The organism is Rhodococcus sp. I2R (assembly GCF_020889545.1).
Classification (GTDB): Bacteria; Actinomycetota; Actinomycetes; order Mycobacteriales; family Mycobacteriaceae; genus Rhodococcoides.
Genome location: NZ_JAHUTG010000010.1, coordinates 138,564 through 164,766 on the forward strand (window position 1 = coordinate 138,564; position 26,203 = coordinate 164,766).

Here is a 26,203-nt window from a genome sequence, read left to right on the forward strand (position 1 = left end):
ATCCGAATGCTTCACCCGCGCAGTGACCTGCAGAGGAATTTGTGACATGACCGGACAGTCGGCACCGAACGGTAGAACTGGTCGCGATCGGGGTGACCTCATCGGTCAGGGCGGACTCTGGCTGGCGAAGTGGTCGCTCATCCTCGTCTCCGTCTCTGCCGGAGCGTGGGTTGTGGGTTGGCTGATCGCAGCCCTGTGGGTCGTCGTGCTGCCGGTGTTGCTGGCGATAATCGTTGCCACGGTGCTGTGGCCACCGACCAGATCGATTATGCGAGTCGGGCTTCCTCCTGCCGCGTCCGCTGCCACGGCGCTGGTTGTGTTCTCCCTCATCGTTGTCGGGGTAGTCACCCTGATCGTGCCGTCCGTGGTCGATTCGACGCCCGAACTCGTCGACAAGGCATCGGACGGGGTATCTCAGGTACAGAACTGGCTCAAGGGTCCGCCCGTCAACCTCCAAGACGAGCAGATCGACACCGCCGTCTCCACGATTCTGGAGCGGTTGCAGGACAGTGGGGCCGCGATCGCCTCCGGCGTATTCAGTGGGGTGTCCACGGCCGGATCCATTCTGATCACTCTCACCCTGATGCTGGTGCTGACCTTCTTCCTGCTCAAGGACGGTCCCAAATTCGCTCCGTGGCTGCATGGAATGACCGGCTCTCGCGTCGGCCGCCACTTCGCCGAGGTCCTGGGCCGTATGTGGGTGACGCTCGGCGGATTCATTCGCACCCAGGCGGTCGTGAGTTTCATCGACGCGTTCTTCATCGGTCTCGGTCTCGTTCTCCTCGGTGTGCCGTTGGCGCTCGCGCTGGCAACTATCACGTTTATCGGTGGCTTCATCCCCATCGTGGGTGCGTTCGTCGCGGGCGCTCTGGCCGTGTTGGTCGCGCTGGTGGCGAACGGGCTGACTACCGCGTTGATCGTGCTGGCGATCGTCGTCGTGGTGCAGCAGCTCGAAGGAGATGTGCTTCAGCCGGTGATGCAGAGCCGCAGCATGAATCTGCATCCGGCCATCGTGTTGCTTGCGGTCACCGGTGGCGCATCGGTGTTCGGGATCGTCGGCGCATTCCTCGCGGTGCCTGCAGCCGCAGTCGCCGCAGTGCTGATTCGCTACCTTTCGGAGCAGATCGACCTGCACTCGTCCGAGCCTGGTCAGGCTGGGCCAGATCAGGCTGGACCGGATCAGGACGCGGCGAACAGCTGAAGAGTGGACCCGTCTCGATTGCGGATGACGTGCAGCCGGCTGGGGATTCTTTGACGCATCTCATCGACGTGGCTGACGATTCCGACGACTCGCCCGCCTGCCCGCAGTTCGTCGAGGACACCCATCACGGCCTCGAGGGTATCGGCGTCGAGGGTGCCGAAACCCTCGTCGATGAACATGGTGTCCAGCACCACCCCACCGGATTCGGCCGCGACGACGTCTGCGAGCCCGAGAGCCAGTGAGAGCGAGGCCAGAAACGATTCTCCACCGGAGAGTGTCTTCGCCGAACGCACGACCCCGGTGTAGTCGTCGCGGATGTCGAGCCCGAGTCCACCTCGGCGACCACGGGCTTCGGCCTCGTCGGAGTGAACGAACTCGTAGCGGCCCGCGGACATACGGCGAAGCCGCGACGACGCCGACTCCGCGACGTCTTCGAGCCGCGATGCCAACACGTACGAGCGCAACGACATCTTGCGTGCGTTCTGACCGCGTCCCGCAACGACATCGGCAAGGGCAGCGAGTTCATCGTGCGTGGCCTGCATGGGAGCCGCGCGGTCCACGGCAGCCCACAGCTGCAAAGCCAGGTCTTCGAGCTGTTCGGTTTGCCACCGGCACTCGGCGTTTCGGGCTACCGCATCGTGCAGGCGCACCGCGGCAGCATCGACGGCCTCCCGGAGCGGACCGAGATCGACCGGTTCGAGATCTCCAACAGCGGCGATCGCAGACTCGGCCAGCACCTGCTCGGCGTGGGCTCGGAGATCGCCGGCATCGACGAGCTGCTTCTCGATCGAGGATGCTCGAGCCGCAGTGACGACATGAGAGGCTGCGGCCTCGGCGGAGGTGAAACCGGAATCGGCCACCCTCCTCGCAAGCGTCTCGTCGAGACCGTGCACCTCGACGGTGACGCGCGCGGCATCGGCCCGCCGGTCGAGCAACTCCGTCGACAGTGCGACCAGGCGTTCGAGGCGGTTGGCGCGTTCGTCGATATCGCCTCGACCGTCGAGTGCAGCCAGAATGCGCTCGCGGATCTGCGCTGCGGACTTTCGAACGTGTTCGGCCTTCGCATCGAGTCCTGCGATAGTCGACTGTTCCTCTGCCAGGACCTTCGACAGCCGCTGGTCCTGCGATCTCAGCCGATCCAGTGCGGCTTCACGCTCGGTCGACTGCGCTGCGGCGGAGCGAGTTTCGGTGAGCGCTACTGTCACACGATCGAGTGCTTCGACGAGTTCGCTGCTGTCTCGACCGTCCGAACGGTGGACGAGGACGTCGACGACGCGGGTCAGCTCGGCCGATTGCGCGGCCGTCCGATCGACCTCGGCGCCCGCCCTCTGCTCCCGCTCGGCGGCCGCGTCCTCATCGTTCTTGGTGACGGTGGACTCGGCCGCGCGGGCCGGATCGGGGTGCGTCTGCGATCCACACACGCTGCACGGGTCACCCGGGGTGAGCCTGGCGGCCAGTTCCGCAGCCATCCCGGACACTCGCCGCTCGCGCAGATCCAATGTATGTGTGCGGGCGTCGTTGTGAGCTGCCCGGGCGTCTTCGTGCGCTCGTGTGGCTGCGGCGAGCTTCGTACGGGCCTTCGCCAACTCCACGGCAGCCTCGACCGCGCTCGTGATCCGGGCGGACTCAGCGCTCAACGCGGGGAGCTCTGCCGCCGCTCGAACCGCAGACTGCACCTCGGCCTCGGCCTCGGCGATCTGGGCCGGCAACGCGGCCCGATCCGCCTCCAGCTTCTCGATACGACCTGCCACCGCGGCACGCTCGACCTCGAGTGTGCGCACGGTCTTCTCCTCGGCATCCGCGCGTTGCGCCAGAGCCCGCAGTTCGTCGAGTGCACCGATCTCGGTGGTCCACCGGCGCACAGCCTCGGCAACGACGGCTCGGTCGGCGGCGACGTCTGACGGATCACAGCCAGCGCTGGCGAGTCCGGCCACGACAGCGTCCGCGCCGTCGAGTTCTGCGAACGCTCGGTGCGCGGCATCGCGGGCTGCATCGGCCCGAGTCTTCCTGCTCGTTGCCTCGGCGAGGTCTGCAGCCAACGCGGCGACCGGTCCTGCGGCAGCCGACCGCTCGAGCTCGAGACGCAGCGCCGCGTGCACCGGCGCGTCCCGATGAAACTGTGCGAGTTGCTGCTCCGCGATCGCCCTGCGCTTCTGCAACTGCGACGCGGTTTCCATCTTTGCGAGCTCTGCTACCGCGGCGTCGGACGCGGCACGTGCCGCATCGAGCTGTGTCGCCGACTGCACTGACGCCTGGCGCGCAGCCTCCAACACCTCACTCGCCCAATCCACCGGCGCGCGATCGAGCTGCTCCTCGACACCCGAGGCAGTCGATATCCGTCCCTGCAGCTTGTCGATGGCAATCCGACTCGATTCCAGTGCGGCGGCGCTCGTGCGCCGCGCATCGGCGAACCACTCCTCGATATCTCCGAATCTGGCGGTGTCGAACAGCCGCTCGAGGAGATCTCCGCGCTCGTCACTGCCCGCACGCAGAAAGCGCGCGAACTCGCCCTGCGGCAGCAGCACCACTTGAAAGAACTGATCGGCGCTCATCCCCAGGGCCGCACTGACAGCCTCACCGATCTCGTCCAGGCGCGTGAGGTTCTGGCTGCGGCCGTCGATCCAGGTCAACGTCGCCTTCGCGTTCTGCTTCGTGGTCCCCGTGCCACGTTTCTTCGGGCGAAAGTACTCGGGACTGCGGACGATACGAACGCGCCGGCCCCCGAGCGTCGCCTCCAGCGAGACCGTTGGAACCGCACCGGGCTCGGCGTGATCGGACAACAGCCGTTTGCCCTCCCTGCGGGCACCGGGAACCGTGCCGTAGAGCGCGAAGGCCACCGCGTCGAGAATCGTGGTCTTGCCGGCTCCCGTCTGCCCATGCAGCAGGAACAACCCGTCCGCGCCGAGCGCATCGAAATCCACGGACTCGCAACGACCGAATGGACCGAAGGCCGACATTTCCAGCTTGTGCAGCCTCATGCAGTTCGACCCAAAAGATCGTCCGGAGCGCCTGTTTCGGGAGTACCGGCAATGTCGGCGGCGACATCGTCACGCTGGACTGCAGCCAGCGCGCGCTCGAGCAGCAGGGTCTCGCTCGGAGTGGGCACGCTGCGCATATCGGTGACGAACGATGCCATGATCTCGCTGTCGCTGCGACCCCGAACGCGGTCGCGGTAGCGCAGCCCCGATTCGTTCGACGGGCTGTTCCACTCGAGATGAACGGCATGCGGAAAGCGGGTCCGCAACGACCGCATCGCATCGACCGGCCGCACCGCGTCGGTGAGCACCGCTGAAACGTAGTGAGTTTCGGCTTCGTCGAATCTTTCCTCATGGAGCAGTTCGTCCACGGTGCCCTCGATGCGACTCAGACCGCGAACCACGGGCAGGTCCACTCGCTCCACCGAGTGCAACCCGTCGGCGTCCAGTTCGACGACCCACACAGCCTTGCGATGGCTTCGCTCGCCGAAGGAATAGGGCAGCGGCGAGCCCGAGTAGCGGACGCGCTCGGTCAGCGTCTGCGGCGAATGCAGATGCCCCAGTGCGACGTAGTCGGCACCGTCGAACGCGGCGGCAGGCGCGGTCTCGACCCCGCCGACCGAGATGGACCGTTCCGAACCCGTGGCCTCACCGCCCACGACGAAGGCATGCGCGAGCACTACGGACCTCACCCTGCCACCAGCGGCACGGCGTTCACCCAGATCGGTGGTGACGCGATCCATCGCCGCGGTGAGAACCTCCTCGTGTGTCCGCGCCGACGGAATCTCCAGCTCGATTCGGGTGGTCTCGGGCTCGAGGTAAGGAATCCCGTAGAACGCAACGGAACCGAACTCGTCATCGACGACGACGGGGCTGCCGACATCGGCCACTCTCGTCATCAGGTGCAAGCCCCCGGCCGAGGCGAACGCGGCACCGGCACCGAGCCGTGCAGGCGAATCGTGGTTGCCAGCTGTGGCGACGATGACCGCACCTGCGCTGCGGATCGCCTCGAGGCCCCTGTTGCACACCAGCACGGCGTCCGCGCTGGGTACCGCGCGGTCGTAGATGTCCCCCGGCACGACCACGACGTCGATACGCTGCGCCGCAACCAGATCCGCGATGGCCGTCAGCGCGGCAGCCTGATCGGCGAGCAGATCGACACCGTGGAAGGTGCGGCCGATGTGCCAGTCCGAAGTGTGCAGGATCCTCATGACTGACGACGCTAACGGAGCCCACCGACAATCTCGGCCAAGCGCCGCGGGGACGGTTCGTGTCGGTGCGCTCGGGCATCATCTGCGCCATGAACGTACTCACCGCCCTGGGCATGCTGTTCGCCCTCGCGCTCGGCGTCGCTATCGGTTGGTTGGCGCACGCCTCGCGGGCCGGCGACCGCGCCGTGCGCGCCGAAGCCCAACTGGCCGCGCTCCGCGACAACGAGGCACTGCTGCATCGCTCGCTGGCCTCGGTCAACGAGGATTCCGCACGCCGCCACTCCGGCGCCATCGGGCAGCAGGTGTCGCACTTGGTCGAACCACTGCACGACGCGGTCGATGCATTGACCGAGCATGTGCGGCAAGTCGAACACAATCGCATCCGCGCCTACGCGGGTTTGACGGAACAGGTGTCCGGGATGCACCGAGCCTCCGTTGCGCTCTCCACTCAGACCTCGCAGTTGGTCACGGCTCTGCGCGCTCCTCAGATTCGCGGTCGCTGGGGTGAGATGCAGCTCGAACGGGTCGTCGAACTCGCGGGCATGGTCAAGCACTGCGATTTCGACACGCAGGTCACCCGCGACGGAGTTCGCCCCGACATGATCGTGCGGCTCGCCGGAGGCAGACAGATCGTCGTCGACGCCAAGGTGCCGTTCGCGGCGTATCTCGACGCCGCGCAGGAAGAGGATGCATCGGCTCGCACGGAGCTCATGTCGCGGCACTCGCGCCAGCTGCGCACGCACGTGGACCAGTTGGCTGCCAAGGAGTACTGGCACTCCTTCGAACCCACGCCGGAGTTCGTGATTCTGTTCGTGCCTGGGGATCCCTTTCTCGACGCAGCCCTGACATCCGACTCGTCCTTGCTCGAGTACGCGTTCAGCAAGAACGTGATTCTGGCCACCCCCACCACGTTGGTCGCGCTGCTGCGGACCGTCGCGTACACATGGAAGCAGGAGTCCCTGGCCGAGGACGCCGCCCGCATTCAGCAACTCGGACGCGAGCTGTACACGCGACTCGGTGTGGTCTCCTCTCACCTCGACAAACTCGGTGCTCATATGGGTAAGGCCGTCGACTCCTTCAATGCCACGGTCTCCTCGGTCGACACTCGCGTCGGCGTCACGGCGAGGAAACTGCACGATCTCGAACTGTTCGACGCTGACGTCGTCGAGGTACGACGAGTTCATACACGCCCGCGATCATCCGATTCGTCCGGTTTGCTGGGCAAGTTCGGTCATGTCGACGACGCAGTGAGCTGAACAGCCGCTAACCTCGGGGGGTGTCTACCTCCCAACGCGCCCGCTCCGGGGTACCGCTGGATCAACGATCAGCGCTCGCATCCGTGCCTGGTGTCCCTGCATGGGGAGCAGTGGCCATCGCCGTCGGCGCTACATTTCTGGGCTTCGTCATCGACGCCGCCCGCGGGACCGAGCTGACGTCTGCCTTCGCATGCCTGTACTTGATCGGCGTCGTCGCCGCCGTCGTGCTCGTCCGCTATCGAGGCCTGTTCACCGCGGCGGTCCAGGCACCGTTGATCTTGTTCGTTGCGGTGCCGCTTTCCTACCAATACTTCACCGAAAGCCCCGGGTCGGGCCTGCGGGACATCCTTCTCAACGTCGCTATTCCGCTGGTCAACCGCTTCCCGCTGATGCTGCTCGGGACGGTACTGGCGCTTGCTCTCGCCGGAGCGCGAGTCTTCCTGACCAAGCAAGCCAGTCACGCACCCGCGGGCGCCGCCAAGCGGTCAATCCTCGACCGCGCGAAGGAAACGCGTGAGCGAGCCAAGCAGAGCCGCGATCGGATCCGAGAGAATCGCCCTCGCGCCGAGGAGGCCCGGCCTCGTCGGGCGACCGCAGCAGGAGCCAATCACCGCGACACGGCCGACGGACGCACCGCAGACCGCGATACGTCCGCACGCCGAAACCGGTCGGATGGCACTCCCCTGGCCGAGGGCCGCCGCGCTCGCCGTGAACGCGAACAATCCACGCCCGAGCGACATCGCGCCCGAGGCGGCACCGACCGATCCCGCACCAGTACCTATCGGCCAGACCGCGAATATCGGCCAGACAGTGCACCAAGAAGAGATCGTGAATCGAGGCCGGACATGTCGGCCCGTCCCGCAGCTCGTGCGGTACCCGCCGCACGGTCGGAACCAGCGCCGCGCAGTCAGCCGCCGCGTGTTCAGCCGCCTAGAACTCCGCGGCCACCGCAGGTGGATCCGTACTCAGCGCCGCACGGGGGCGTACACATCCCGCCGCACCCGGTTCCACAGGTTCGCTACCGAGATCGCGGCGACGCCTGAACCCAGGCGTCGCTACGTGAGACTTCGTCAGGCTTTGGCGGGGCGCAGCTCGCGCGGTAGCGAGAAGATCAGCGTCTCGTTCGCCGTTGTCACCGGCTGAACGTCCGCGAACCCATGGTCCGCGAGCAGGTCGATGACGCCCTGCACCAAGATCTCCGGTACGGACGCTCCCGAGGTAATACCGACGGTGGTGACGCCGTCGAGCCAGGACGTATCGACGTCCTTGGCGTAGTCCACCAGATAGCTGGCCCTCGCCCCTGCCGTCAGGGCAACCTCGACCAATCGAACGGAGTTGGACGAGTTCTGTGATCCGACGACGATGACGAGATCGCATTCGGGAGCCATCGTCTTGACGGCCACCTGACGGTTCTGTGTCGCGTAGCAGATGTCGTCACTCGGCGGATCCTGCAAAGTCGGGAAACGCTCGCGCAGGCGCGCCACGGTGGTCATGGTCTCATCGACACTCAACGTGGTCTGCGACAGCCAGATCACCTTGTTCTCGTCGCGCACCGTCACCTGGTCCACAGCATCAGGACCGTCCACGAGCTGGACATGCTCTGGGGCTTCCCCTGCAGTGCCCTCGACTTCCTCGTGTCCCTCGTGACCGATGAGCAGAATGTCGAAGTCGTCACGCGCGAATCTCTTGGCTTCCTGGTGCACCTTGGTGACCAAGGGGCAGGTTGCGTCGATGGTGCGCAACTGCCGCTCAGCAGCCGAGGCGTGCACAGCGGGCGACACGCCGTGCGCGGAGAACACCAGAAGGGACCCCTCGGGGACCTCGTCGGTCTCCTCGACGAACACGGCACCGCGGTCGGCCAACGTCTCCACGACGTGCCTGTTGTGCACGATCTCCTTGCGGACGTAGACGGGCGCACCGTGCTTTTCGAGTGCCTTCTCGACCGTCTCGACGGCTCGATCGACTCCTGCGCAGTAGCCGCGAGGCTCGGCGAGGAGTACACGTTTGGCGCCCGAGTACGAAGCGGCAGCCTCGCCCGATGGACGTGTGATTCCGAGATTCAAGGGGACAGCCGAAGACATACCAATAGGATACGGGTGCGGGAGTGGAGCCTGCAGGAACGACCCATAGAGGGCGGGAGTGGAGCCTGCAGGAATGACCCTGTTGTGGTTAGCCGCACCTCACCGATGAGCATGTCGGCTACCCAAACGTGCCGACTTCAGGCATGGTGGTGCGCATGACTCGTGTCCCGTTTGCTGCACGTGTCGCTGCCGGTGTGGCTGTGACCGTCGTCGAGGAAGCTCGCAAGCTCCCCAACACTGCCGTCACCTTTCCGATGACTGTGGTCAGCGAGGTTCTGGCGGGCACGATGCGGTTCCAGCAGCAGGTCACAGCGCTGGCCATCAAGGGCGACCACATCATCGCCGTCCTGCCCATCATCGGCACTCCGGACGAGGCGCAGCCGTCGTGGGCGGTTTTCGATGACGATGAGGACGCCGGGCCGGGCCGCGACTTTCCGCCCGCTGATCTCGCCGACCTCACCAACGGCGACGTCGACGTGCCTGATCGCGAGGCACCCGCCGCGACCGGCAGGTTCGCGCTGTACTCGACACCACCGAACGGCATCGCCTCCGATGCCGAGGCCGCAGCGCAGTCGGGACCGTCAGTCGCCGTCGATCGTCCCGAGATCGTCGAACTGGTCGATTACGACACCCTCGCGCTGGCACAGCTGCGGGCACGTCTGCGGAGCCTCTCGCTCGACGATCTCGAGACCCTCCGCGCATACGAGAGCGCTTCACTGGGTCGCGCACCGTTCCTGACGATGCTCGAGAACCGAATCACCACTGCGAAAGCAAAGTGACCGCCAGTACCGCCGAAGAACCATGGCCGGTACGGACCGTCGCGATGAAAGTCGCGGGGTGGATCGACCGGCTGGGTAGCGTCTGGGTCGAGGGCCAGCTGACCCAGATCAATGCGCGACCGGGCACGAGGACGGCATTTCTCGTGCTTCGGGATCCGTCTGCCGACATGTCCCTGTCGGTGACCTGCTCACCTCAGTTGCTCGACCGCTCACCCGTCCCCCTCACCGAGGGGGCGCGGGTGATTCTTTACGGGAAGCTGTCGTTCTACACCGGCCGCGGGACCGTATCGCTGCGCGCGACCGACATCCGCGCAGTTGGCGTCGGGGAACTGCTGGCCAGGATCGAACGGCTACGGGCACTGCTCGCGGCGGAAGGACTGTTCGATCCCCGGCTCAAGCGGCCACTGCCCTTCCTTCCACGCACGATCGGACTGATCACTGCGCGAGCTTCCGCGGCGGAGCGCGACGTGCTGACCGTCGCGCACCGACGCTGGCCCGCGGTGCGCTTCGCCGTCGAGCACACACCTGTCCAGGGCCCGACGGCAGTTCCGGCCATCCTCAGCGCTCTGGAGAGACTCGACGCAGACGAGGGCGTCGACGTCATCGTGCTGGCTCGCGGCGGTGGGAGCGTCGAGGATCTGTTGCCGTTTTCCGACGAGGCGCTGTGCCGCGCGATCTCCAAGGCCACCACGCCGATTGTCAGCGCGATCGGTCACGAACCGGACAGTCCGCTCAGCGATCACGTCGCAGATTTACGAGCGGCGACGCCGACCGATGCGGCCAAACTGGTCGTGCCCGACGCGGTCGCGGAGCGCAATCTCGTCGCCGACCTGCGGCTACGAACCGCTGCCGCCCTACGCAACTGGGTGGCGAGGGAAGCGCGCGGACTGGAGATGATTCGGCATCGCCCAGTGCTCGCCGATCCCGTCGCAGGCATAGATCAGCGCGGCGAGGAGATCGAACGACTGGTCGACGCCGGTCGTCGGGACGTGCTTCGCGAACTCGCCAAGCAGGACACCCTCGTCCTGCACCTGCGTGCGCGATTGCAGACTCTCGGCCCCGCGGCGACACTCGCGCGCGGCTACGCCGTCGTGCAGCGTATGGTCGCCGGCGGCGATCCCGAAGTACTGCGTTCGGTGGAAGACGCGCCGCCGGGAACGCAGATCCGAGTAAGAGTGGCCGACGGTGCCGTCACGGCCGCCGTCATGGGCAAAGTCCGATAGGAGGATCTAGTGACCGATACACCTGTGTCCGAGATGGGTTACGAGGCCGCACGCGACGAACTGGTCGACGTGGTCAAGGTGCTCGAACAGGGCGGGTTGGATCTCGACGCCTCCCTCGCTCTTTGGGAGCGCGGCGAACTTCTGGCCACTCGGTGCGAGGAGCACCTGGCCGGAGCACGCAAGCGCGTCGAGAACGCGCTCGCGCACATCGCGAAGGAAGACAGCTAGGGAGTCAGGGGCTCGGCGCTCGTCGTCGCGGCAGCAAGCGTCGTGAATTCCTCGACGGTCCCGCTGCCGGTGATGAGCAGGCGCACGTCATCGAGGTCGGTGACCCACACCGGTTCGTCGCCCTGACGCTCGTAGACCACCCACTCGGTGCCGTCGACCGTCTCGGTCCCCGATGGGTAGCGTTCCTCGCCCTCCACCACGTACCGGACCAGTACGGTCTCGCTCGCATCGGACTGAGTCAACCTGTTGTAGCGGCCGGAGTCGGAGATGTATCCGACGTTGCTCACGTCCCCGCCCTGATCCCCCGAGATCGTCCGGCTGCTACCCGAGTTGGGCGTCCAGTCCGCGGGGACCTGTGGATTGCGAATGGGGAAATCGAGCTGGGCCGCGTCGAACTGCAGGGCCGCGTCGACATCGAAGTTCGGGATGGGGCCCTGCGTGGGGCCACCCGGGCTGAGCGTGCACTGGCTGGCGATGCCGGCAATCAACAGGCAGGCGATCACGAGCGGAATCAGTGACCACACCATGTCGCGGTTGTTGTTGAGGATCCGGGGTTTGCTATTCGCCACAGCACCAGTATCCCCACTCGGCGACGGAGCCCTGTCGGCGCATGCCCTCCGTCCCACCCGCGAGGCCACGAATGAGATAATCGCCCCTGGGTAACACCCCACCTACCAGGAGGCTACAAACCGATGACGGCCAGCACCGAGTCCACTCGCGCCATGGCGCCAGATCGCAACCTCGCCCTCGAACTCGTACGCGTCACCGAGGCCGGTGCGCTCGCCTCGGGACGCTGGGTCGGTCGCGGCGACAAGGAAGGTGGCGACGGAGCAGCCGTCGACGCCATGCGTCAGCTGGTCAGCTCGGTTTCGATGCGCGGAGTCGTCGTGATCGGCGAAGGTGAGAAGGACGAAGCGCCGATGCTCTACAACGGGGAAGAGGTCGGCAACGGCAACGGCCCCGAGTGCGACTTCGCCGTCGACCCCGTCGACGGAACCACCTTGATGGCCAAGGGCATGCCGAACGCGATCTCGGTGTTGGCAGTCGCCGAGCGCGGCGCGATGTTCGACCCGTCCGCTGTCTTCTACATGAAGAAGATCGCCGTCGGACCCGACTTCGCCGACGTCATCGACATCACGGCACCGGTCGCGGAGAACATCGCCCGGGTCGCCAAGATCAAGAAGGGATCCACCTCCGACGTCACGGTGTGCATCCTCGACCGGCCCCGGCACGCCGAGCTCATCCAGCAGGTGCGCGATACCGGCGCCCGTATTCGCCTGATCTCCGACGGTGACGTCGCCGGTGCTATCGCCGCCGCCCGACCCACCTCGCCCATCGACATCCTGATGGGTACCGGCGGAACTCCCGAGGGCATCATCGCGGCTGCCGCCATGCGCTGCATGGGCGGCGCTCACCAGGGCATGCTGGCTCCGACCGACGACGACGAACGCCAGAAGGCGATCGACGCCGGACACGACCTGGATCGGGTCCTGTCCACCGAAGACCTGGTCTCGGGCGAGAACGTCTTCTTCACCGCGACCGGCGTCACCGACGGCGACCTGCTCCAGGGCGTCCGGTACTCCGGTGGCGGCGCGCACACGCAGTCGATCGTGATGCGCTCGAAGTCCGGCACGGTCCGCATGATCGACGCGTACCACCAGCTCAACAAGTTGAAGGAGTACTCGTCCGTCAATTTCGACGGCGACACCTCCGGCGCCATCCCGTCCTTCTAAGCCTCGAAACCCCAACCGACCCAACGACTGGCAAAGTAAGGCTCATGACGCAGACAGACGAACAGCAGTACCGCATCGAGCACGACACCATGGGAGAGGTACGCGTTCCGATCGACGCCCTCTGGCGTGCACAGACTCAGCGTGCGGTTGAGAACTTCCCGATCTCCGGTCGCCCGCTCGAGCGCACGCAGATCCGCGCGATGGGCCTGCTCAAGGCGGCTTGCGCGCAGGTCAACAAGGACCTGGGCTTGCTCGACGGCACCCTCGCGGACGCCATCGTCGCCGCCGCCACCGAGATCGCCGACGGCAAGCACGACGACCAGTTCCCCATCGACGTTTTCCAGACCGGCTCGGGCACCAGCTCCAACATGAACGCCAACGAGGTCATCGCCTCCATCGCGAAGGCGAACGGCGTCGAGGTGCACCCCAACGACCACGTGAACATGTCCCAGTCGTCCAACGACACCTTCCCGACGGCCACCCACGTCGCGGCCACCGAAGCTGCGGTCACCTCGCTCGTGCCGGCGCTGAAGCACCTGCACGCCGCCCTCGCTGCCAAGGCGACCGAGTGGAAGACCGTCGTGAAGTCCGGTCGCACGCACCTCATGGACGCCGTGCCTGTCACGCTCGGCCAGGAGTTCGGCGGCTACGCACGTCAGATCGAAGCAGGCATCGAGCGCGTGGAAGCGACCCTGCCTCGGTTGGGCGAGCTGCCCATCGGCGGCACCGCTGTCGGCACGGGTCTCAACGCGCCGGATGGGTTCGGCCCCAAAGTGGTTGCAGAACTGGTCAAGTCGACCGGCATCGATGCACTGACCGCGGCGAAGGACTCGTTCGAGGCCCAGGCCGCGCGCGACGGACTCGTCGAGGCCTCGGGCGCACTGCGCACCATCGCGGTGTCACTGACCAAGATTGCCAACGACATTCGCTGGATGGGATCGGGACCACTCACCGGGCTCGGCGAGATCACCCTCCCCGACCTGCAGCCGGGTAGCTCCATCATGCCCGGCAAGGTCAATCCGGTTCTCCCCGAGGCTGTTACACAGGTGGCAGCTCAGGTTGTCGGCAACGACGCGGCAACGGCATTCGGCGGCGCGTCCGGTGCATTCGAGCTCAACGTGTACATCCCGATGATGGCGCGCAACGTTCTCGAATCGTTCAAACTGCTCGCCAACGTCTCGGTGCTGTTCGCCGACAAGTGCATCGTCGGGCTGGAAGCGAACACCGATCGCCTCAAGACACTCGCCGAGTCCTCGCCGTCCATCGTGACGCCGCTGAACTCCGCGATCGGCTACGAGGAAGCAGCAGCCGTCGCCAAGCAGGCGTTGAAAGAGAAGAAGACGATCCGCCAGACCGTCATCGACCGCGGACTCATCGGCGACAAGCTGAGCGAGGAAGAGCTCGACAAGCGCCTGGACGTGCTGGCCATGGCGAAGGTCAAGGACTAGTCAGCTAGCTGGCCCCCATCGCATGAATGGGCCATCGCAACGGTCAGACGGTTGCGATGGCCCATTCATGCCAAGCGGTGGGGCGCACTCAGGCCAAGTGAGCGATCTCGTCGCGAGCTTTCTTGCCCTCGTCGCCGAGGTCGTCACGGTCGAAGAAGTTCCACCGCGCCAGAACCGGCTTGAACACCTTCTCGCGCTGCTGGTCCTCGTCGTAGATCCCGGCAGCGGCGAGCGCCTCGGTGCTGTTGGCCTTGCTCGGCAGGTCGACGACGGGGATGGCGAAGCCTTGGATACGATCGGCGATCGCACGCGCCATCTGGTCCGGAACGACACCGAATGCCTCGTCGGCGATCTTGGCGAACACCTCGGCCTGACGCGTGTCGTCGACGACGATCTTCGACAGAATCTTTGCGAGCACCTCGTCGCCGCCGAGTGCGATGGTGTTGTTGTTGCGCACCGTCGCCGATGTCTCGATGAGCGCGAATTCCGCGAGAATGTCGAGAACGTGCAGGCTGGGGGCGTCGTAACCCCTGGTCATCTCCTCCATACGCACCCGCTCGAGAGCGACGGGATCCACCGCGCGGGTGAGCACCATGTAGTCGCGCAGGACGATCGCCTGACGGTTCTCCTCCGACGTCCAGCGTCCGGTCCACCGCCACCATGCCCCGAGGTCAGTGAGGGCCCGGGCGAGCTCGCGGTGGTAGGACGGCAGGTTGTCGGCGACGAGAATACTCACCGTTGCCGACAGTATTTCCACGTCGCTGAGGTGCGACTGCTCCGAAGACCAGTCCTCTCCGCCGAGGAAGGCGAAGTTCCGTCCGTCGTCCCACGGCGCGAAGTCGTGGGGATGCCAGTCCTCGGCTTCTTCGATGTGACGACGCAGTGTCTCTTCTACGGCAGGCTCCAGTTGGAGCAACAGGTCGCCGTCCGTCATGTTCGTAGGCATACCCGCAACCGTATCTTCTCGACGTGCCCGCCGAGTTCGGGCCCCTGACGTCTGTGATTTCTCCCAAAACTGCATCTCTGCAGGTCTAAGCTCTGTGCATCTACTCACTTCGAGGAGAGGGCTCGCGATGACGCGGTCTGGCCGAAAACTGCTGTCTCTTGCTGCCGCGACGATCATGATTGTCGCGGCAGGATGTTCCTCGGATTCGACCGAATCCGAGGAACCGTCCCCCTCGTCACCGCCGCCGACCGCGGACTCCGAACTCTCGCCCGGCCAAGTGTCGGGAGTCGACGTGCCCGACGGACGCATCGACTATGCCGTCGGGCAGCTCGACGGCATCGCCCAGGAACTGATGGAGTCATCCAACATTCCCGGCATGGCCGTCGCTGTCGTGCACGACGGCGAGGTGGTGTATTCGGAGGGCTTCGGCGTGCGAGAAGTCGGCACGGACGAGTCCGTCGACGGTGACACCGTCTTCCAGCTCGCTTCCTTGTCCAAGCCCGTCGGTTCGACCGTCGTCGCCTCGCAGGTCGAAGCCGGTGTCGTCGACTGGTCGACTCCGGTGAGCTCGGAGCTACCGTGGTTTGCGCTGTCGGACCCGTGGGTGACCAGCAATGTCACCGTCGGCGACTTCTATGCCCACCGCAGCGGCCTGCCCAGCCACGCAGGCGACCTGCTCGAGGATCTCGGATACGACCGTCGGCAAGTGCTCGAACGCCTTCGCGAAATTCCCCTCGATCCGTTCCGGTCGACTTACCACTACACCAACTTCGGTGTGACGGCAGCGGCCGAGGCCGTAGCGCAGGCGTCGGGCAAAGATTGGGAGACGCTCAGCCAGGACGCCCTCTACGGACCCCTCGGGATGACATCGACGAGTTCGCGGTTCTCCGACTACATCGACCGCGAGAATCGAGCCGTCCCGCACGTCCTCGCGGACGGCGAGTACGAGGCGAAATACCAGCGCGAGCCCGACGCGCAGACGCCGGCTGGCGGGGTCAGCTCCTCGGCGAACGACATGGCCGCGTGGATGACGATGCTCACCGAGGAGGGAGTGTACGACGGCACCCAAATCGTCGACGCCGATGCACTGGTCCCCGCCGTGACGGCGCAGATCGTGTCGAGCCCGTCGCCGACGCCCGATACGCGCGCCGGGTTCTACGGCTACGGGTTCAATGTCTCGGCGAACGCCGCGGGGCGCACGACGGTGAGTCACTCTGGAGCGTTCGCCCTGGGCGCGGGCACGAACTTCCTGTGGATTCCCTCGCTGGACGTGGCGATCATCGCATTGACCAACGCCGCACCGATCGGTCTCGCCGAGACACTCACCGCCGAGTTCGCCGATCTCGTACAGTTCGGCGAGGTCCGCGAGGACTGGCGGACGTTGTACCAGGGTGCATTTGCATCGATGAGCGATCCCGAAGGCGAACTGGTCGATGCAACCGCACCCGAAAACCCCACCCCCGCGCGGCCGCTACCGTCGTACGCCGGGGTATATCAGAACGAATTCTGGGGTCCGGCAACCGTCGAGGAAGCCGGCGGCGCACTGATGCTCTCGCTCGGACCGGATGCGACGTCCTTCGAACTCACCCACTGGGACGGCGATACGTTCACCTTCGTGCCGACCGGCGAGAACGCCCCCGACGGATCGATATCGCAGGCAACCTTCAGCGGCGATACGGTTACCCTCGAGTTCTTCGACAAAAATGGGATGGGGCGATTCACCAAGTGACCGAGACACTGCAGGCGGCAGCACTCGTGCAGGACATGTTCGACGCGGCAAACCGGGGCGATTTCGACGACGTCATCGCGCGACTGGGTGAGGACGTGGTATGGCACAACGTCGGTATGCCCAAAGTGCGCGGTATCTCCCGGGTCGGCAAGTTCATGCGGTTGTTCAACAAGCCGCAGTACGGCTTCGAGGCCGTGATGCACCACATCGCCGAGAACGGGAACGTCGTTCTCACCGAACGCACCGATGTGCTGATCTGGCGCAGGTTGCGAATCGAGTTCTGGGTGTGCGGGACCTTCGAGGTCCGCGACGGCAAGATCGTCGTGTGGCGTGACCACTTCGACAACGTCGACTTCTTCAAAGGTCTTGTAAGGGGCGCGTTCCGCGCCATGTGAGTGGAAATACACACTGGGACATGTATTTCCACTCACATGTGCCGCTAGGCGCCTGCGGGACCGAACTCTTCGAGCATCTCGGTCACCAGCGCGGCGATCGGGGAACGCTCACTGCGGGTCAAGGTGATGTGCGCGAAAAGCGGGTGCCCCTTGAGCTTTTCGATCACGGCGGCGACGCCGTCGTGCCGTCCGACGCGCAGGTTGTCGCGCTGCGCGACGTCGTGGGTGAGCACGACGCGTGAGCCGCTGCCGAGGCGGGAGAGAACCGTCAGCAACACGTTGCGTTCGAGGGACTGCGCCTCGTCGACGATCACGAACGCATCGTGCAGCGAACGACCGCGAATATGCGTCAGCGGCAACACTTCCAGCATTCCGCGCGCGATGACCTCCTCCATCACCTCCGGGCTTGCCAGGCCATCGAGGGTGTCGAAGACCGCCTGCGCCCACGGCCCCATCTTTTCGCTTTCGCTACCGGGCAGGTAACCGAGCTCCTGACCGCCGACCGCGTAAAGGGGTCGGAACACAATGACTTTCCGGTGTGTCCGGCGCTCCAACACAGCATCGAGCCCGGCGGTCAGTGCGAGCGCAGACTTACCGGTACCCGCCTTGCCGCCGAGTGAGACGATTCCGATGCTCTCGTCGAGCAGCAAATCAAGCGCAACACGCTGTTCCGCGGACCGGCCATGCAGACCGAAGGCTTCACGCTCACCGCGTACCAGCTGGACTTGCTTGTCCGGAGTGACCCGACCGAGCGCAGACGATCGTCCACCGAGCAAACGAACCCCCGTGTGGCAGGGCAGTTCTCGGGCACCATCGAGGTCGACGACGCCGTCGGCGAAGAGTTGGTCGATGTCGCTGGCCTGAACCTCGAGCTCGGCCATGCCCGTCCAGCCGGACGGAACCACGTCGTGTGCGTGATACTCGTCGGCGGGGAGTCCGACTGCACCTGCCTTGACCCGAAGCGGAATATCCTTGCTGACCAATACGACGTCTTTGCCTTCGGCCGCCAGGTTCAGTGCACAGGCAAGGATCCGCGAGTCGTTGGAGTCGGTCCTGAATCCGACCGGCAGGACTGCAGGATCGGTGTGATTGAGCTCGACTTGCAGTGTGCCACCGTCTGTTCCGATAGGAACCGGCTGGTCGAGACGCCCGTGCGCGACACGGAGATCGTCGAGCATGCGCAAGGATTCCCGCGCGAACCATCCGAGCTCATGATGATGGCGTTTACCCTCCAGTTCGCTGATGACCACCAGCGGAAGGACCACATTGTGCTCGGCGAAACGAATGACTGCCCAAGGGTCCGACAGCAGCACCGAGGTATCGAGCACGAATGTCCGGAAAGGGGCGGAAACGGAGCGTGAAGTGGTCACGTGGGGCTCCTATGTCCGGCGCGGCACCGCGCGGACGTACATATCGCTCGGCCGGTCGGTCCCGAAGTGTCAGTTGACACGAGGACCGGGTGCCGGCCCTCTCGCGCTCACTTGCTCAGTCACGTATCAGAACCTCCCGCACAGGCAGCTTCCCCGCTGTCTGTTGCTGCCGACGCTACCGCCAAAACCAAGGATCGGCTTCCCGACTGCGGGGCGTGTCGGTGAACAACGCGTTAACCGTGCCCGGGACGCAGGCCCCTCGACGCATGAATGGGCCACCGCAACCGTCTAACCGTTGCGATGGCCCATTCATGCGTCAAACGAGCTAGCCCAGCAGACCCCAGTCCTCGAGTCCGTCGTACAGCGGCTTGCTCTGGGCGAGCTTGACGACGCGTTCCTTGAGCGCATCGCTGGCTTCACCGGTGGCGAGGGCGGTGCCGATGATGTCGGCTACCTCGGTGAACTCGGCTTCGCCGAAGCCGCGCGTCGCCAGTGCCGCGGTCCCGATGCGCAGGCCGGAGGTGACCATCGGCGGCCGGGGGTCGAACGGAACAGCGTTGCGGTTTACGGTGATGCCGACCTCGTGCAGCAGATCCTCGGCCTGCTGGCCGTCGAGCGAACTGTTACGCAGGTCGACGAGCGCGAGGTGCACGTCGGTGCCGCCGGTGAGGACGGAGATGCCCTTCTCGGCGACATCGGCGCCGTTCAGACGCTCGGCCAGCAACGACGCGCCGAGCAGGGTGCGCTCCTGACGTTCCTTGAATTCGGGCGTCGCGGCGATCTTGAAAGCGACGGCCTTGGCGGCAATGGCATGCATCAGCGGTCCGCCCTGCTGGCCGGGGAACACCGCGGAGTTGAGCTTCTTGGCCCACTCCTTCTTCGCCAGGATCATGCCGGAGCGAGGGCCACCGAGGGTCTTGTGGACGGTGGTGGACACGACGTCCGCGTACGGGACGGGCGAGGGGTGCACACCGGCGGCGACGAGCCCGGCGAAGTGCGCCATGTCGACCCAGAGGAGCGCGCCGACCTCGTCCGCGATGGAGCGGAAAGCCTCGAAGTCCTGGTGACGAGGGTATGCCGACCAACCTGCGATGAGTACCTGCGGCTTGGCTTGGACGGCCTGCTTGCGCACCTCGTCCATGTCGATGCGGTGGTCTTCCTTGCTGACGCCGTACGACTCGACCTCGTAGAGCTTGCCGGAGAAGTTGAGCTTCATGCCGTGTGTGAGGTGACCGCCGTGCGCGAGATCGAGGCCCATGATCTTGTCGCCGGGGTTGATCAGTGCCATCAGCACCGCGGCGTTGGCCTGCGCACCTGCATGCGGCTGGACGTTGGCGAACTCGGCGCCGAAGAGTTCCTTGGCGCGGTTGCGGGCGAGGTCCTCCACGACGTCGACGTGCTCGCAGCCGCCGTAGTAGCGACGACCCGGGTATCCCTCGGCGTACTTGTTGGTCAGCACGCTGCCCTGAGCCTGCAACACCGCGCGAGGCACGAAGTTCTCGGACGCGATCATCTCGAGGGTGTCGCGCTGACGGCCGAGCTCACCCGCCAGCGCCTCGGCGACCTCGGGGTCGAGTTCGGCGAGCGACAGGTTGTTGACGTCAGTCATAAAGGGGGTCTCCAAGAGAACGCAGCAAGGTGGACCTGGACAGTTTAGAAGACGCGCTCGTCCGTCACCTAAGCGCGCTCGGAATGAGGGGTTCGTCGAGCAGCCTGCCGAAGAGAGCGGACCGATCGGCCACCGTCACGCCCTGGTCCAGCCAGCCGCCGAGAAGCTTGTAGCCCTCGACGTAAGTGCTGATGTACGCCCGCCACAGCGGGGAGGAGAGGAACTTCAAGCTCTGACGGGCCCGCTTCGGCGAGGCCAGCGCCCACCTCTCGAGGTATGCGGCCACATCGTCGTGACTGCGGTGCTGATCGTGCAGCAGCAGCGCTGCGTCCTGACGCACGCCCAGAAGCTGACCCGAGGCCTCCGAGAGCCGTTCCGCCCTCTCTCCGTCGAAGCGCAACCCCAGATCGGCGTAGATCTCCTGCGCCCACAAGCCCCACCCGGGTCCGACGATCGACTTCAGCGCGAGATCGGCCAGCCCCTCGGCCATCAGGCATTGCGGGGTGTTGACGAGGAACAGTGTTTGTTCGCGCTGACCCGCAGCGACGAGACCGGCCTCTTTTCTGCAGTGTTCGGTGTGGTGGCCGGGGTACGCCTCGTGCGCGATCAGATGCGGCAGGCTTGCCATCTGCTGCTCCAGGTCGGAGTTGATCGCCACGGTGGAGGTGTAGTTGCCGAGGTAGTAGTTGAAACCCGACCACGGCTTGTCGCCGACGACCTCGTAGTTCACCTGTTCGGACTCCGGCAACGTGTACTCCGCGCGCACTCGGTCGCGCAGCGCGCTCGAAAAGGCGTCGACGCAATCCTGGAGCCGATCGGCGGGGACCACGTCACTTGCGCGATGCGCCGCCAGCCGTTCGGCCAGGTTTCCCGGCCCCGACAGGACCTCGTCCATCCGACGGTGCGCTTCCCGATAGTCGTCCTGACTGCCCGGTTCGATCTGCACATCGAAGTAGGCGAATACTTCGTCGACGAAGCCGATGTCCTCGCCGGCGAACTTGCGTCCGGAGCATTCCAGTGCCCGCAGGTGCACATCGATGAATTCCGCGCGTTGAGTCGGCAGGTCGGTATCGGCGATCGCCGCGCGCAGGTCGGCGGCTTTGCGCGCGAGGGCACGCGGCTCCGGTGCGGGCGCGTTCTCGGTGCGAGAACGCAACTCGGGGTCGCCGGTATAGGCGTCGACGAAGCCTTCCTCGAGCCGGTCGAAACTCAGACCGAGGAGGAGATATTCATCAACGAGAGAGTCGGCGTTCATGACACCCGACGATAATGGTTGCGCGAATGGAGCCTGCGGAATGACCCCGCCCGAGCGAGTCACGGTGCCAGCGAGCACAATCTGAAGTCATGCGACTCGCGCTCCTTCGGAGCTCACGCCTGCTGGGCCACCGCGTCATGCCTATCGCGTGGTGGCGTCAATGAGCGAGTCCAGCCCCTATGTCGAGTTCGACAGAGCGCAGTGGCGCATGCTTCGGCAGTCCACGCCGCTGGTTCTCACCGAGGAGGAACTGGTCGGGCTTCGCGGACTCGGGGAGCAGATCGATCTCGACGAGGTCGCCGAGGTCTACCTTCCGCTCGCCCGTCTGATCCACCTTCAGGTCGCGGCCCGACAGCGGTTGTTCGCGGCAACTGCGACGTTCCTCGGCGAGAAGCACCCCGATCGTCAGGTTCCGTTCGTGATCGGGGTCGCCGGAAGTGTGGCCGTCGGAAAATCCACGACCGCCCGCGTGCTGCAGGCGCTGCTCGCCCGCTGGGAGCATCATCCGCGCGTCGATCTGGTCACCACGGACGGGTTTCTGTATTCGACGGCGGAACTCATGCGGCGAGGGATTCTGCACCGCAAGGGGTTCCCAGAGAGCTACGACCGCCGCAAGCTGCTGCGCTTCGTCACCGAGGTCAAGTCCGGCGCGGAGGAGGTGGCCGCCCCGGTGTACTCGCACGTCTCGTACGACATCGTCAAGGGCCAGTTCCACATGGTGCGTCAGCCGGACATCCTCATCGTCGAGGGCCTCAATGTGTTGCAGACCGGTTCGCGACTGATGGTGTCGGATCTGTTCGATTTCTCGATCTACGTCGACGCGCGGATCGAGGATATCGAGGCGTGGTACGTCAAGCGTTTCCTGGCGTTGCGGAAGACCTCGTTCGCCAACCCCGAGGCACACTTTCATCATTACGCGAATCTGTCCGACGAGCATGCCCGCATCGCTGCCGAGGATCTGTGGCACTCGATCAACCTGCCGAATCTGGTGGACAACATCCTCCCGACGCGGCCGCGCGCGACGATGGTGTTGCGCAAGGACAACGACCACGCCATCAACAGACTTCGGTTACGGAAGCTGTAGGCGCCTGGCGGCACATGTGCGTGGAAATACATAGAGGGCTATGTATTTCCACGCACATGCGCGAAGCGCCTAAGCGCCGAACCGCCGGTGCCGGGCGGCGTAATCGCGGAGTGCTCGGAGGAAGTCGACTCGCCGGAACTCGGGCCAGTACGCCTCGGTGAACCAGATCTCGGAGTATGCGCTCTGCCACAGCAGGAAGCCCGAGAGCCGTTGTTCGCCGGACGTGCGGATCACCAGATCGGGGTCCGGCTGCCCGGAGGTGTAAAGGTGGCCGTCGATGCCGCTGACGTCGATCGATCGCACCAACTCCTCACCGGTGAGCCCCTCGGCGATCTTGTCGCCCACCAGCGATTGCACGGCATCGGCGATCTCCTGCCGACCGCCGTATCCGACGGCGACGTTGACGTGCGTGCCGGTGCGCCCCGAGGTCAGTTCGGCTGCCTCCTTCAGGCGCCGCGCAGTCGCGGCCGGCAGCAGGTCGAGCGTTCCGACGATCTTGACGCCCCAGTTCTGGCCGGGGCCGCAGATTTCCTCGACCACGTCGGTGATGATCTCCAGCAGTGCATCCAGTTCGTCGGGGTCGCGCTGGAGGTTCTCGGTCGACAACAGATAGATCGTCGCCATTTCGATACCCGCAGCGTCACACCAACTCAGCATCTCCGCGATCTTCAGCGCACCCATTCGGTGCCCGTGCGCGACGTCGGTGAAACCGTTCTGCCGCGCCCATCGCCGGTTTCCGTCGCACATCACAGCGACGTGACGCGGATGCGCCACACCGTCGAGTTGCGTCAGCAAACGACGCTCGTACACGTTGTACAGAACGCCGCGAACCTTGGTCGGGAGAATCTTCACCGAGACATCACCACGGAGGACAACCTTACGCCGCCGCTTCGGCTCTACTCACCGGTAGAGTGAGCGGCGAACCTACGGGGGCGTAGGTTCGCCGCGCGCAGAGGAGGTCATCCGCATGACGATGTTCGGTCTGAACGAGCTGCCAGTCAAACCTCGTATGCGCGGCTGGATTCACCTGTACGCCTTCGGCGTGGCAGTCGTCTCCGGGATCGTTCTGGTGACCCTCGCCTTCACTCTCGTGTCGGTCAGTGCGGGAATCGCGACGACCGTGTACGCGATCACCGTCTGTGGAGTCTTCGGAGTCAGTGCGACGTATCACCGCGTGAACTGGAGCAACCCTTCCCACCGCATGTGGATGAAGCGGGCGGATCACTCGATGATCTTCGTGTTCATCGCAGGCAGCTACACCCCGTTCGCTGTGCTGGGATTGCCGGAGAGCACCGGCCGGACACTGCTGATCGTGGTGTGGGCGGGCGCCCTCGGCGGCGTAGCGCTGAAGATGCTGTGGCCCCAGAGCCCGCGCTGGGTCGGTGTTCCGCTCTACCTCATCCTCGGCTGGGCCATCGTCCCGGTCGCGCCGACACTCATCGACCAGGTTGGTTACGCGCCGTTCCTGCTGCTACTCGCCGGCGGAATTCTGTACAGCATCGGCGCAATCCTCTACGCCACGAAGTGGCCCAACCCCTGGCCGACGACGTTCGGTTTTCACGAGTTCTTCCACGCATCCACCGTGCTCGCGGCGGTCTGCCACCTCGTTGCCGTGTGGATGGTTCTGTTCTAGCTGCCAGGTTTCAGCGCTGGAGCGCCTCGACGAGTTCGAGCTCGGAAGTAACCGGCCGGTCACAGACGAAGCCTCGGCACACGTACGCGGTATCCCGGCCGTCGACGGTGGGCCGATCCGCCAGCAGCGGTGCCGAATCGACGACGCCCGCGACCACGACGGTTCCGCCGGGAGCATGTCTGCGGGCAACCGTCAGGAGCGCGCTTTCCGCCCCGGACGTAGCTGTCGAGACAGCAATCTGCAGAGGGCCGCGCACGGATGCTTCGGCGACGGTCAACCAGTGTCCACCCGAACGTGGTGAGCGCTCGAGCACGATGACCGCGTCCGCCAGCCCCGCGGCTGCCAGTTCGCTGTAACGGGCGGCGTCATCGGCCGGGACGAGCGTGGCTGCCGTCAGCAGAGCTTCGGTGATGGTCGAGGCACCCGACGGTGTGGCATTGTCCAACGGGTCCCGTGGCCGGGTGACCAGAGCTTCGGCGTCGTCGGCTGTATCGAACCAACTGCCCAGGTGGGCAGGGTCAGCGAAGTGCTCGATCGCCGCGTCGAGAAGTTGCTGGGCACGCTCGACCCACACCTGTTCACCGGTCACCTGAAACAACGTCGACGACGCGACGGCCATGCATGCATAATCCTCGAGCACTCCTTTCGCGTCACCGACATGGCTTCCCAGGGAGGCACGCCGCAGTCGGCCGTGCTCGAAGTGGGTGGCGAAGATCTGCTCGGCGCATTCGACGGCAGCGTCGATCCAGTCGAGGCGTCCCAGTGCCGCGCCGGTCTCGGCGAGGGCGGTCACGGCAAGCCCATTCCAGGCCGTGACCACTTTGTCGTCGCGGCCGGGTTGCGGGCGGCCATCACGCGCCGCCATCAGGCTCCGGCAGACGCGGACGAACCGCTCAGCGTCCTCGGGGTCCTCCGGCAGTTGCAGCACCGAGGTCCCGCCTTCGAACGTGCCGGCACTGCTGACGGCGAAGAGACCGGCGGCCCACACACCGTCCTCGAACCCGAGGACTTCGACCAACTGCTCCGGAGTCCACACGTAGGTCGACCCCTCGACGCCCTCGGTGTCGGCGTCGAGGGCGGACGCGAAACAGCCTGCTTCGGTGCGTAGTTCGCGCAGCATGAAATTCGCGGTGGCGTCGGCGACCCGGATCGCCAGTGAGTCGGTGGCAAGTGGGTCGGCGGTGACGCGCGCGAGATGACCGTAGAACCTCAGGAGCAGCGCATTGTCGTAGAGCATCTTCTCGAAGTGCGGAACGATCCATTCGGCGTCGACGGAGTACCGCGCGAAGCCGCCGCCGATCTGATCGTGAATTCCGCCCCTGGCCATCGCCTCCGCGGTCCGACGCGCCGCGGACAACGCCTCGGATGATCCGGTGCGCTCGTGGTGGCGAAGCAGACCTTCCAGCAACGCGCCCGGCGGGAACTTCGGGGCACCACCGAAACCACCGAATTCGAGGTCCTCGTCACCGAGCACGGACGCGACTGCCTCGTCGAGCAGGTCTGCGTCGATCGGACGCTCCGATGCCGGCAGCCGTCCGGAGTTCTCGCGCAGGGCGGTGGTGATCGCGGCGGAGGCGTCGAACACTTCGCTGCGACGGGTCGTCCACGTCTCGGTGATCGCGTCCAGCAGCTGGGGAAACGACGGCAGTGTGCCGAGCGGACGCGGCGGGTAGTAGGTGCCGCAGTAGAACGGTTCACCGTCCGGGGTGAGGAAACACGTCATCGGCCAACCGCCCTGACCCGTCATTGCGACAGTGGCGTTCATGTACACCGAGTCGAGGTCGGGGCGCTCCTCGCGGTCGACCTTGATGCAGACGAACCCCGCGTTCATCGCAGCCGCGGTGGCCTCGTCCTCGAATGACTCATGCGCCATGACGTGGCACCAGTGGCACGCCGAGTACCCGATGGAAAGCAGAATCGGAACGTCGCGGTCGCGCGCGGACTGCGACGCCTCGGCCGTCCACTGCTGCCAGTGCACCGGATTATCGGCGTGCTGACGCAGATACGGACTCGTCGAATCGCCGAGGGTGTTGCGACCGGTCACCGT

General features: G+C 65.5%; 22 protein-coding genes. 12 read left to right on the forward strand and 10 right to left on the reverse strand.

All coding sequences use genetic code 11. The features are described from left to right. Positions 1-46 precede the first annotated feature (46 nt). A complete protein-coding gene (locus KVY23_RS12820) occupies positions 47-1,201 on the forward strand; it encodes an AI-2E family transporter (protein WP_230556692.1) in 1,155 nt (384 codons plus the stop codon). Here KVY23_RS12820 and KVY23_RS12825 read toward each other — a convergent pair. Next, positions 1,180-4,179, reverse strand: coding sequence for an AAA family ATPase (locus KVY23_RS12825; protein ID WP_230556695.1), 3,000 nt, complete (start codon positions 4,177-4,179; stop codon positions 1,180-1,182). The genes KVY23_RS12820 and KVY23_RS12825 overlap by 22 nt on opposite strands. Continuing rightward, a complete protein-coding gene (locus KVY23_RS12830) occupies positions 4,176-5,387 on the reverse strand; it encodes an exonuclease SbcCD subunit D (protein ID WP_075840318.1) in 1,212 nt (403 codons plus the stop codon). The genes KVY23_RS12825 and KVY23_RS12830 overlap by 4 nt, the downstream gene beginning before the upstream one ends. Positions 5,388-5,476: 89 nt before the next feature. On the opposite strand from KVY23_RS12830, the gene KVY23_RS12835 reads away from it, so the two are divergent. Then, a complete protein-coding gene (locus KVY23_RS12835; RefSeq protein ID WP_075840340.1) occupies positions 5,477-6,643 on the forward strand; it encodes a DNA recombination protein RmuC in 1,167 nt (388 codons plus the stop codon). Positions 6,644-6,663: 20 nt separating this feature from the next. Beyond that, a complete protein-coding gene (locus KVY23_RS12840; RefSeq protein WP_230556697.1) occupies positions 6,664-7,686 on the forward strand; it encodes a DUF6542 domain-containing protein in 1,023 nt (340 codons plus the stop codon). 27 nt (positions 7,687-7,713) lie between these two features. On the opposite strand, the gene KVY23_RS12845 is transcribed toward KVY23_RS12840, so the two are convergent. Continuing rightward, positions 7,714-8,724, reverse strand: a complete 1,011-nt coding sequence (locus KVY23_RS12845; RefSeq protein ID WP_230556699.1) for a 4-hydroxy-3-methylbut-2-enyl diphosphate reductase — start codon at positions 8,722-8,724, stop codon at positions 7,714-7,716. A 155-nt stretch (positions 8,725-8,879) separates the two neighbouring features. On the opposite strand from KVY23_RS12845, the gene KVY23_RS12850 reads away from it, so the two are divergent. The 3 genes from KVY23_RS12850 to KVY23_RS12860 are packed head-to-tail and all read left to right on the forward strand — an operon-like array spanning position 8,880 to position 10,954. Further along, positions 8,880-9,503 carry a lipid droplet-associated protein gene (locus KVY23_RS12850; RefSeq protein ID WP_230556709.1) on the forward strand — a complete coding sequence of 208 codons (624 nt, stop codon included), beginning with the start codon at positions 8,880-8,882 and terminating at the stop codon, positions 9,501-9,503. Continuing rightward, on the forward strand, positions 9,500-10,726 hold the full coding sequence (gene xseA, locus KVY23_RS12855; RefSeq protein WP_269419411.1) for an exodeoxyribonuclease VII large subunit: 1,227 nt from the start codon (positions 9,500-9,502) through the stop codon (positions 10,724-10,726). The genes KVY23_RS12850 and xseA overlap by 4 nt, the downstream gene beginning before the upstream one ends. A gap of 9 nt (positions 10,727-10,735) precedes the next feature. Beyond that, a complete protein-coding gene (locus KVY23_RS12860; protein ID WP_269419412.1) occupies positions 10,736-10,954 on the forward strand; it encodes an exodeoxyribonuclease VII small subunit in 219 nt (72 codons plus the stop codon). Here the strand turns inward: KVY23_RS12860 and KVY23_RS12865 are convergent. Further along, entirely contained in the window at positions 10,951-11,523 is a 573-nt protein-coding gene (locus KVY23_RS12865) for a DUF4245 domain-containing protein (protein WP_230556710.1), read from the reverse strand. The genes KVY23_RS12860 and KVY23_RS12865 overlap by 4 nt on opposite strands. A gap of 123 nt (positions 11,524-11,646) precedes the next feature. On the opposite strand from KVY23_RS12865, the gene glpX reads away from it, so the two are divergent. Beyond that, positions 11,647-12,687, forward strand: a complete 1,041-nt coding sequence (gene glpX / locus KVY23_RS12870) for a class II fructose-bisphosphatase (protein ID WP_230556711.1) — start codon at positions 11,647-11,649, stop codon at positions 12,685-12,687. 44 nt (positions 12,688-12,731) lie between these two features. After that, the gene (locus tag KVY23_RS12875) at positions 12,732-14,135 is read left to right on the forward strand and encodes a class II fumarate hydratase (protein ID WP_230556712.1); all 1,404 of its coding nucleotides are present in this window, start codon (positions 12,732-12,734) and stop codon (positions 14,133-14,135) included. An 88-nt stretch (positions 14,136-14,223) separates the two neighbouring features. Here KVY23_RS12875 and KVY23_RS12880 read toward each other — a convergent pair whose 3' ends face one another. Then, positions 14,224-15,081: an acyl-ACP desaturase gene (locus KVY23_RS12880; protein WP_206509412.1), complete on the reverse strand. Its 858-nt coding sequence runs from the start codon at positions 15,079-15,081 to the stop codon at positions 14,224-14,226. 127 nt (positions 15,082-15,208) lie between these two features. Here KVY23_RS12880 and KVY23_RS12885 point away from each other — a divergent pair, with 127 nt between their 5' ends. Both KVY23_RS12885 and KVY23_RS12890 read left to right on the forward strand, forming a co-directional pair. Continuing rightward, complete coding sequence (locus KVY23_RS12885; RefSeq protein WP_374108723.1) at positions 15,209-16,810, forward strand: serine hydrolase; 1,602 nt, start codon at positions 15,209-15,211, stop codon at positions 16,808-16,810. Then, positions 16,807-17,205, forward strand: a complete 399-nt coding sequence (locus KVY23_RS12890; RefSeq protein ID WP_230556714.1) for a limonene-1,2-epoxide hydrolase family protein — start codon at positions 16,807-16,809, stop codon at positions 17,203-17,205. Before KVY23_RS12885 ends, KVY23_RS12890 begins: the two co-directional genes overlap by 4 nt. A gap of 44 nt (positions 17,206-17,249) precedes the next feature. Here the strand turns inward: KVY23_RS12890 and KVY23_RS12895 are convergent, their stop codons facing one another. The 3 genes from KVY23_RS12895 to KVY23_RS12905 all read right to left on the reverse strand — a co-directional run bounded on the left by KVY23_RS12895 (position 17,250) and on the right by KVY23_RS12905 (position 21,439). Next, positions 17,250-18,575 (reverse strand): PhoH family protein, encoded by a 1,326-nt coding sequence (locus KVY23_RS12895; RefSeq protein ID WP_206509410.1) that lies wholly within the window; start codon positions 18,573-18,575, stop codon positions 17,250-17,252. Between the two features lie 325 nt (positions 18,576-18,900). Beyond that, positions 18,901-20,184: a serine hydroxymethyltransferase gene (gene glyA, locus KVY23_RS12900; protein ID WP_206509409.1), complete on the reverse strand. Its 1,284-nt coding sequence runs from the start codon at positions 20,182-20,184 to the stop codon at positions 18,901-18,903. A 64-nt stretch (positions 20,185-20,248) separates the two neighbouring features. Continuing rightward, a complete protein-coding gene (locus KVY23_RS12905; RefSeq protein WP_230556716.1) occupies positions 20,249-21,439 on the reverse strand; it encodes a DUF885 domain-containing protein in 1,191 nt (396 codons plus the stop codon). Between the two features lie 160 nt (positions 21,440-21,599). On the opposite strand from KVY23_RS12905, the gene coaA reads away from it, so the two are divergent. Continuing rightward, positions 21,600-22,523 (forward strand): type I pantothenate kinase, encoded by a 924-nt coding sequence (gene coaA / locus KVY23_RS12910; RefSeq protein ID WP_241259723.1) that lies wholly within the window; start codon positions 21,600-21,602, stop codon positions 22,521-22,523. Between the two features lie 69 nt (positions 22,524-22,592). Here coaA and KVY23_RS12915 read toward each other — a convergent pair whose 3' ends face one another. Beyond that, positions 22,593-23,375, reverse strand: a complete 783-nt coding sequence (locus KVY23_RS12915; RefSeq protein ID WP_206509407.1) for an isoprenyl transferase — start codon at positions 23,373-23,375, stop codon at positions 22,593-22,595. A gap of 115 nt (positions 23,376-23,490) precedes the next feature. Here KVY23_RS12915 and KVY23_RS12920 point away from each other — a divergent pair, with 115 nt between their 5' ends. After that, positions 23,491-24,156, forward strand: coding sequence for a hemolysin III family protein (locus tag KVY23_RS12920; protein ID WP_230556725.1), 666 nt, complete (start codon positions 23,491-23,493; stop codon positions 24,154-24,156). A 10-nt stretch (positions 24,157-24,166) separates the two neighbouring features. Here KVY23_RS12920 and KVY23_RS12925 read toward each other — a convergent pair whose 3' ends face one another. Further along, positions 24,167-26,200: a thioredoxin domain-containing protein gene (locus tag KVY23_RS12925; protein WP_230556726.1), complete on the reverse strand. Its 2,034-nt coding sequence runs from the start codon at positions 26,198-26,200 to the stop codon at positions 24,167-24,169. Positions 26,201-26,203 lie beyond the last annotated feature (3 nt).

Bases quoted from the DNA above. Each gene is read 5' to 3' on its own strand.
- KVY23_RS12820 (WP_230556692.1), top strand. From the start codon at position 47: ATGACCGGACAGTCGGCACCGAACGGTAGAACTGGTCGCGATCGGGGT.
- KVY23_RS12825 (WP_230556695.1), bottom strand. From the start codon at position 4,179: ATGAGGCTGCACAAGCTGGAAATGTCGGCCTTCGGTCCATTCGGTCGT.
- KVY23_RS12830 (WP_075840318.1), bottom strand. From the start codon at position 5,387: ATGAGGATCCTGCACACTTCGGACTGGCACATCGGCCGCACCTTCCAC.
- KVY23_RS12835 (WP_075840340.1), top strand. From the start codon at position 5,477: ATGAACGTACTCACCGCCCTGGGCATGCTGTTCGCCCTCGCGCTCGGC.
- KVY23_RS12845 (WP_230556699.1), bottom strand. From the start codon at position 8,724: ATGTCTTCGGCTGTCCCCTTGAATCTCGGAATCACACGTCCATCGGGC.
- KVY23_RS12850 (WP_230556709.1), top strand. From the start codon at position 8,880: ATGACTCGTGTCCCGTTTGCTGCACGTGTCGCTGCCGGTGTGGCTGTG.
- glpX (WP_230556711.1), top strand. From the start codon at position 11,647: ATGACGGCCAGCACCGAGTCCACTCGCGCCATGGCGCCAGATCGCAAC.
- KVY23_RS12875 (WP_230556712.1), top strand. From the start codon at position 12,732: ATGACGCAGACAGACGAACAGCAGTACCGCATCGAGCACGACACCATG.
- KVY23_RS12880 (WP_206509412.1), bottom strand. From the start codon at position 15,081: ATGCCTACGAACATGACGGACGGCGACCTGTTGCTCCAACTGGAGCCT.
- KVY23_RS12885 (WP_374108723.1), top strand. From the start codon at position 15,209: ATGACGCGGTCTGGCCGAAAACTGCTGTCTCTTGCTGCCGCGACGATC.
- glyA (WP_206509409.1), bottom strand. From the start codon at position 20,184: ATGACTGACGTCAACAACCTGTCGCTCGCCGAACTCGACCCCGAGGTC.
- KVY23_RS12905 (WP_230556716.1), bottom strand. From the start codon at position 21,439: ATGAACGCCGACTCTCTCGTTGATGAATATCTCCTCCTCGGTCTGAGT.
- coaA (WP_241259723.1), top strand. From the start codon at position 21,600: ATGAGCGAGTCCAGCCCCTATGTCGAGTTCGACAGAGCGCAGTGGCGC.
- KVY23_RS12920 (WP_230556725.1), top strand. From the start codon at position 23,491: ATGACGATGTTCGGTCTGAACGAGCTGCCAGTCAAACCTCGTATGCGC.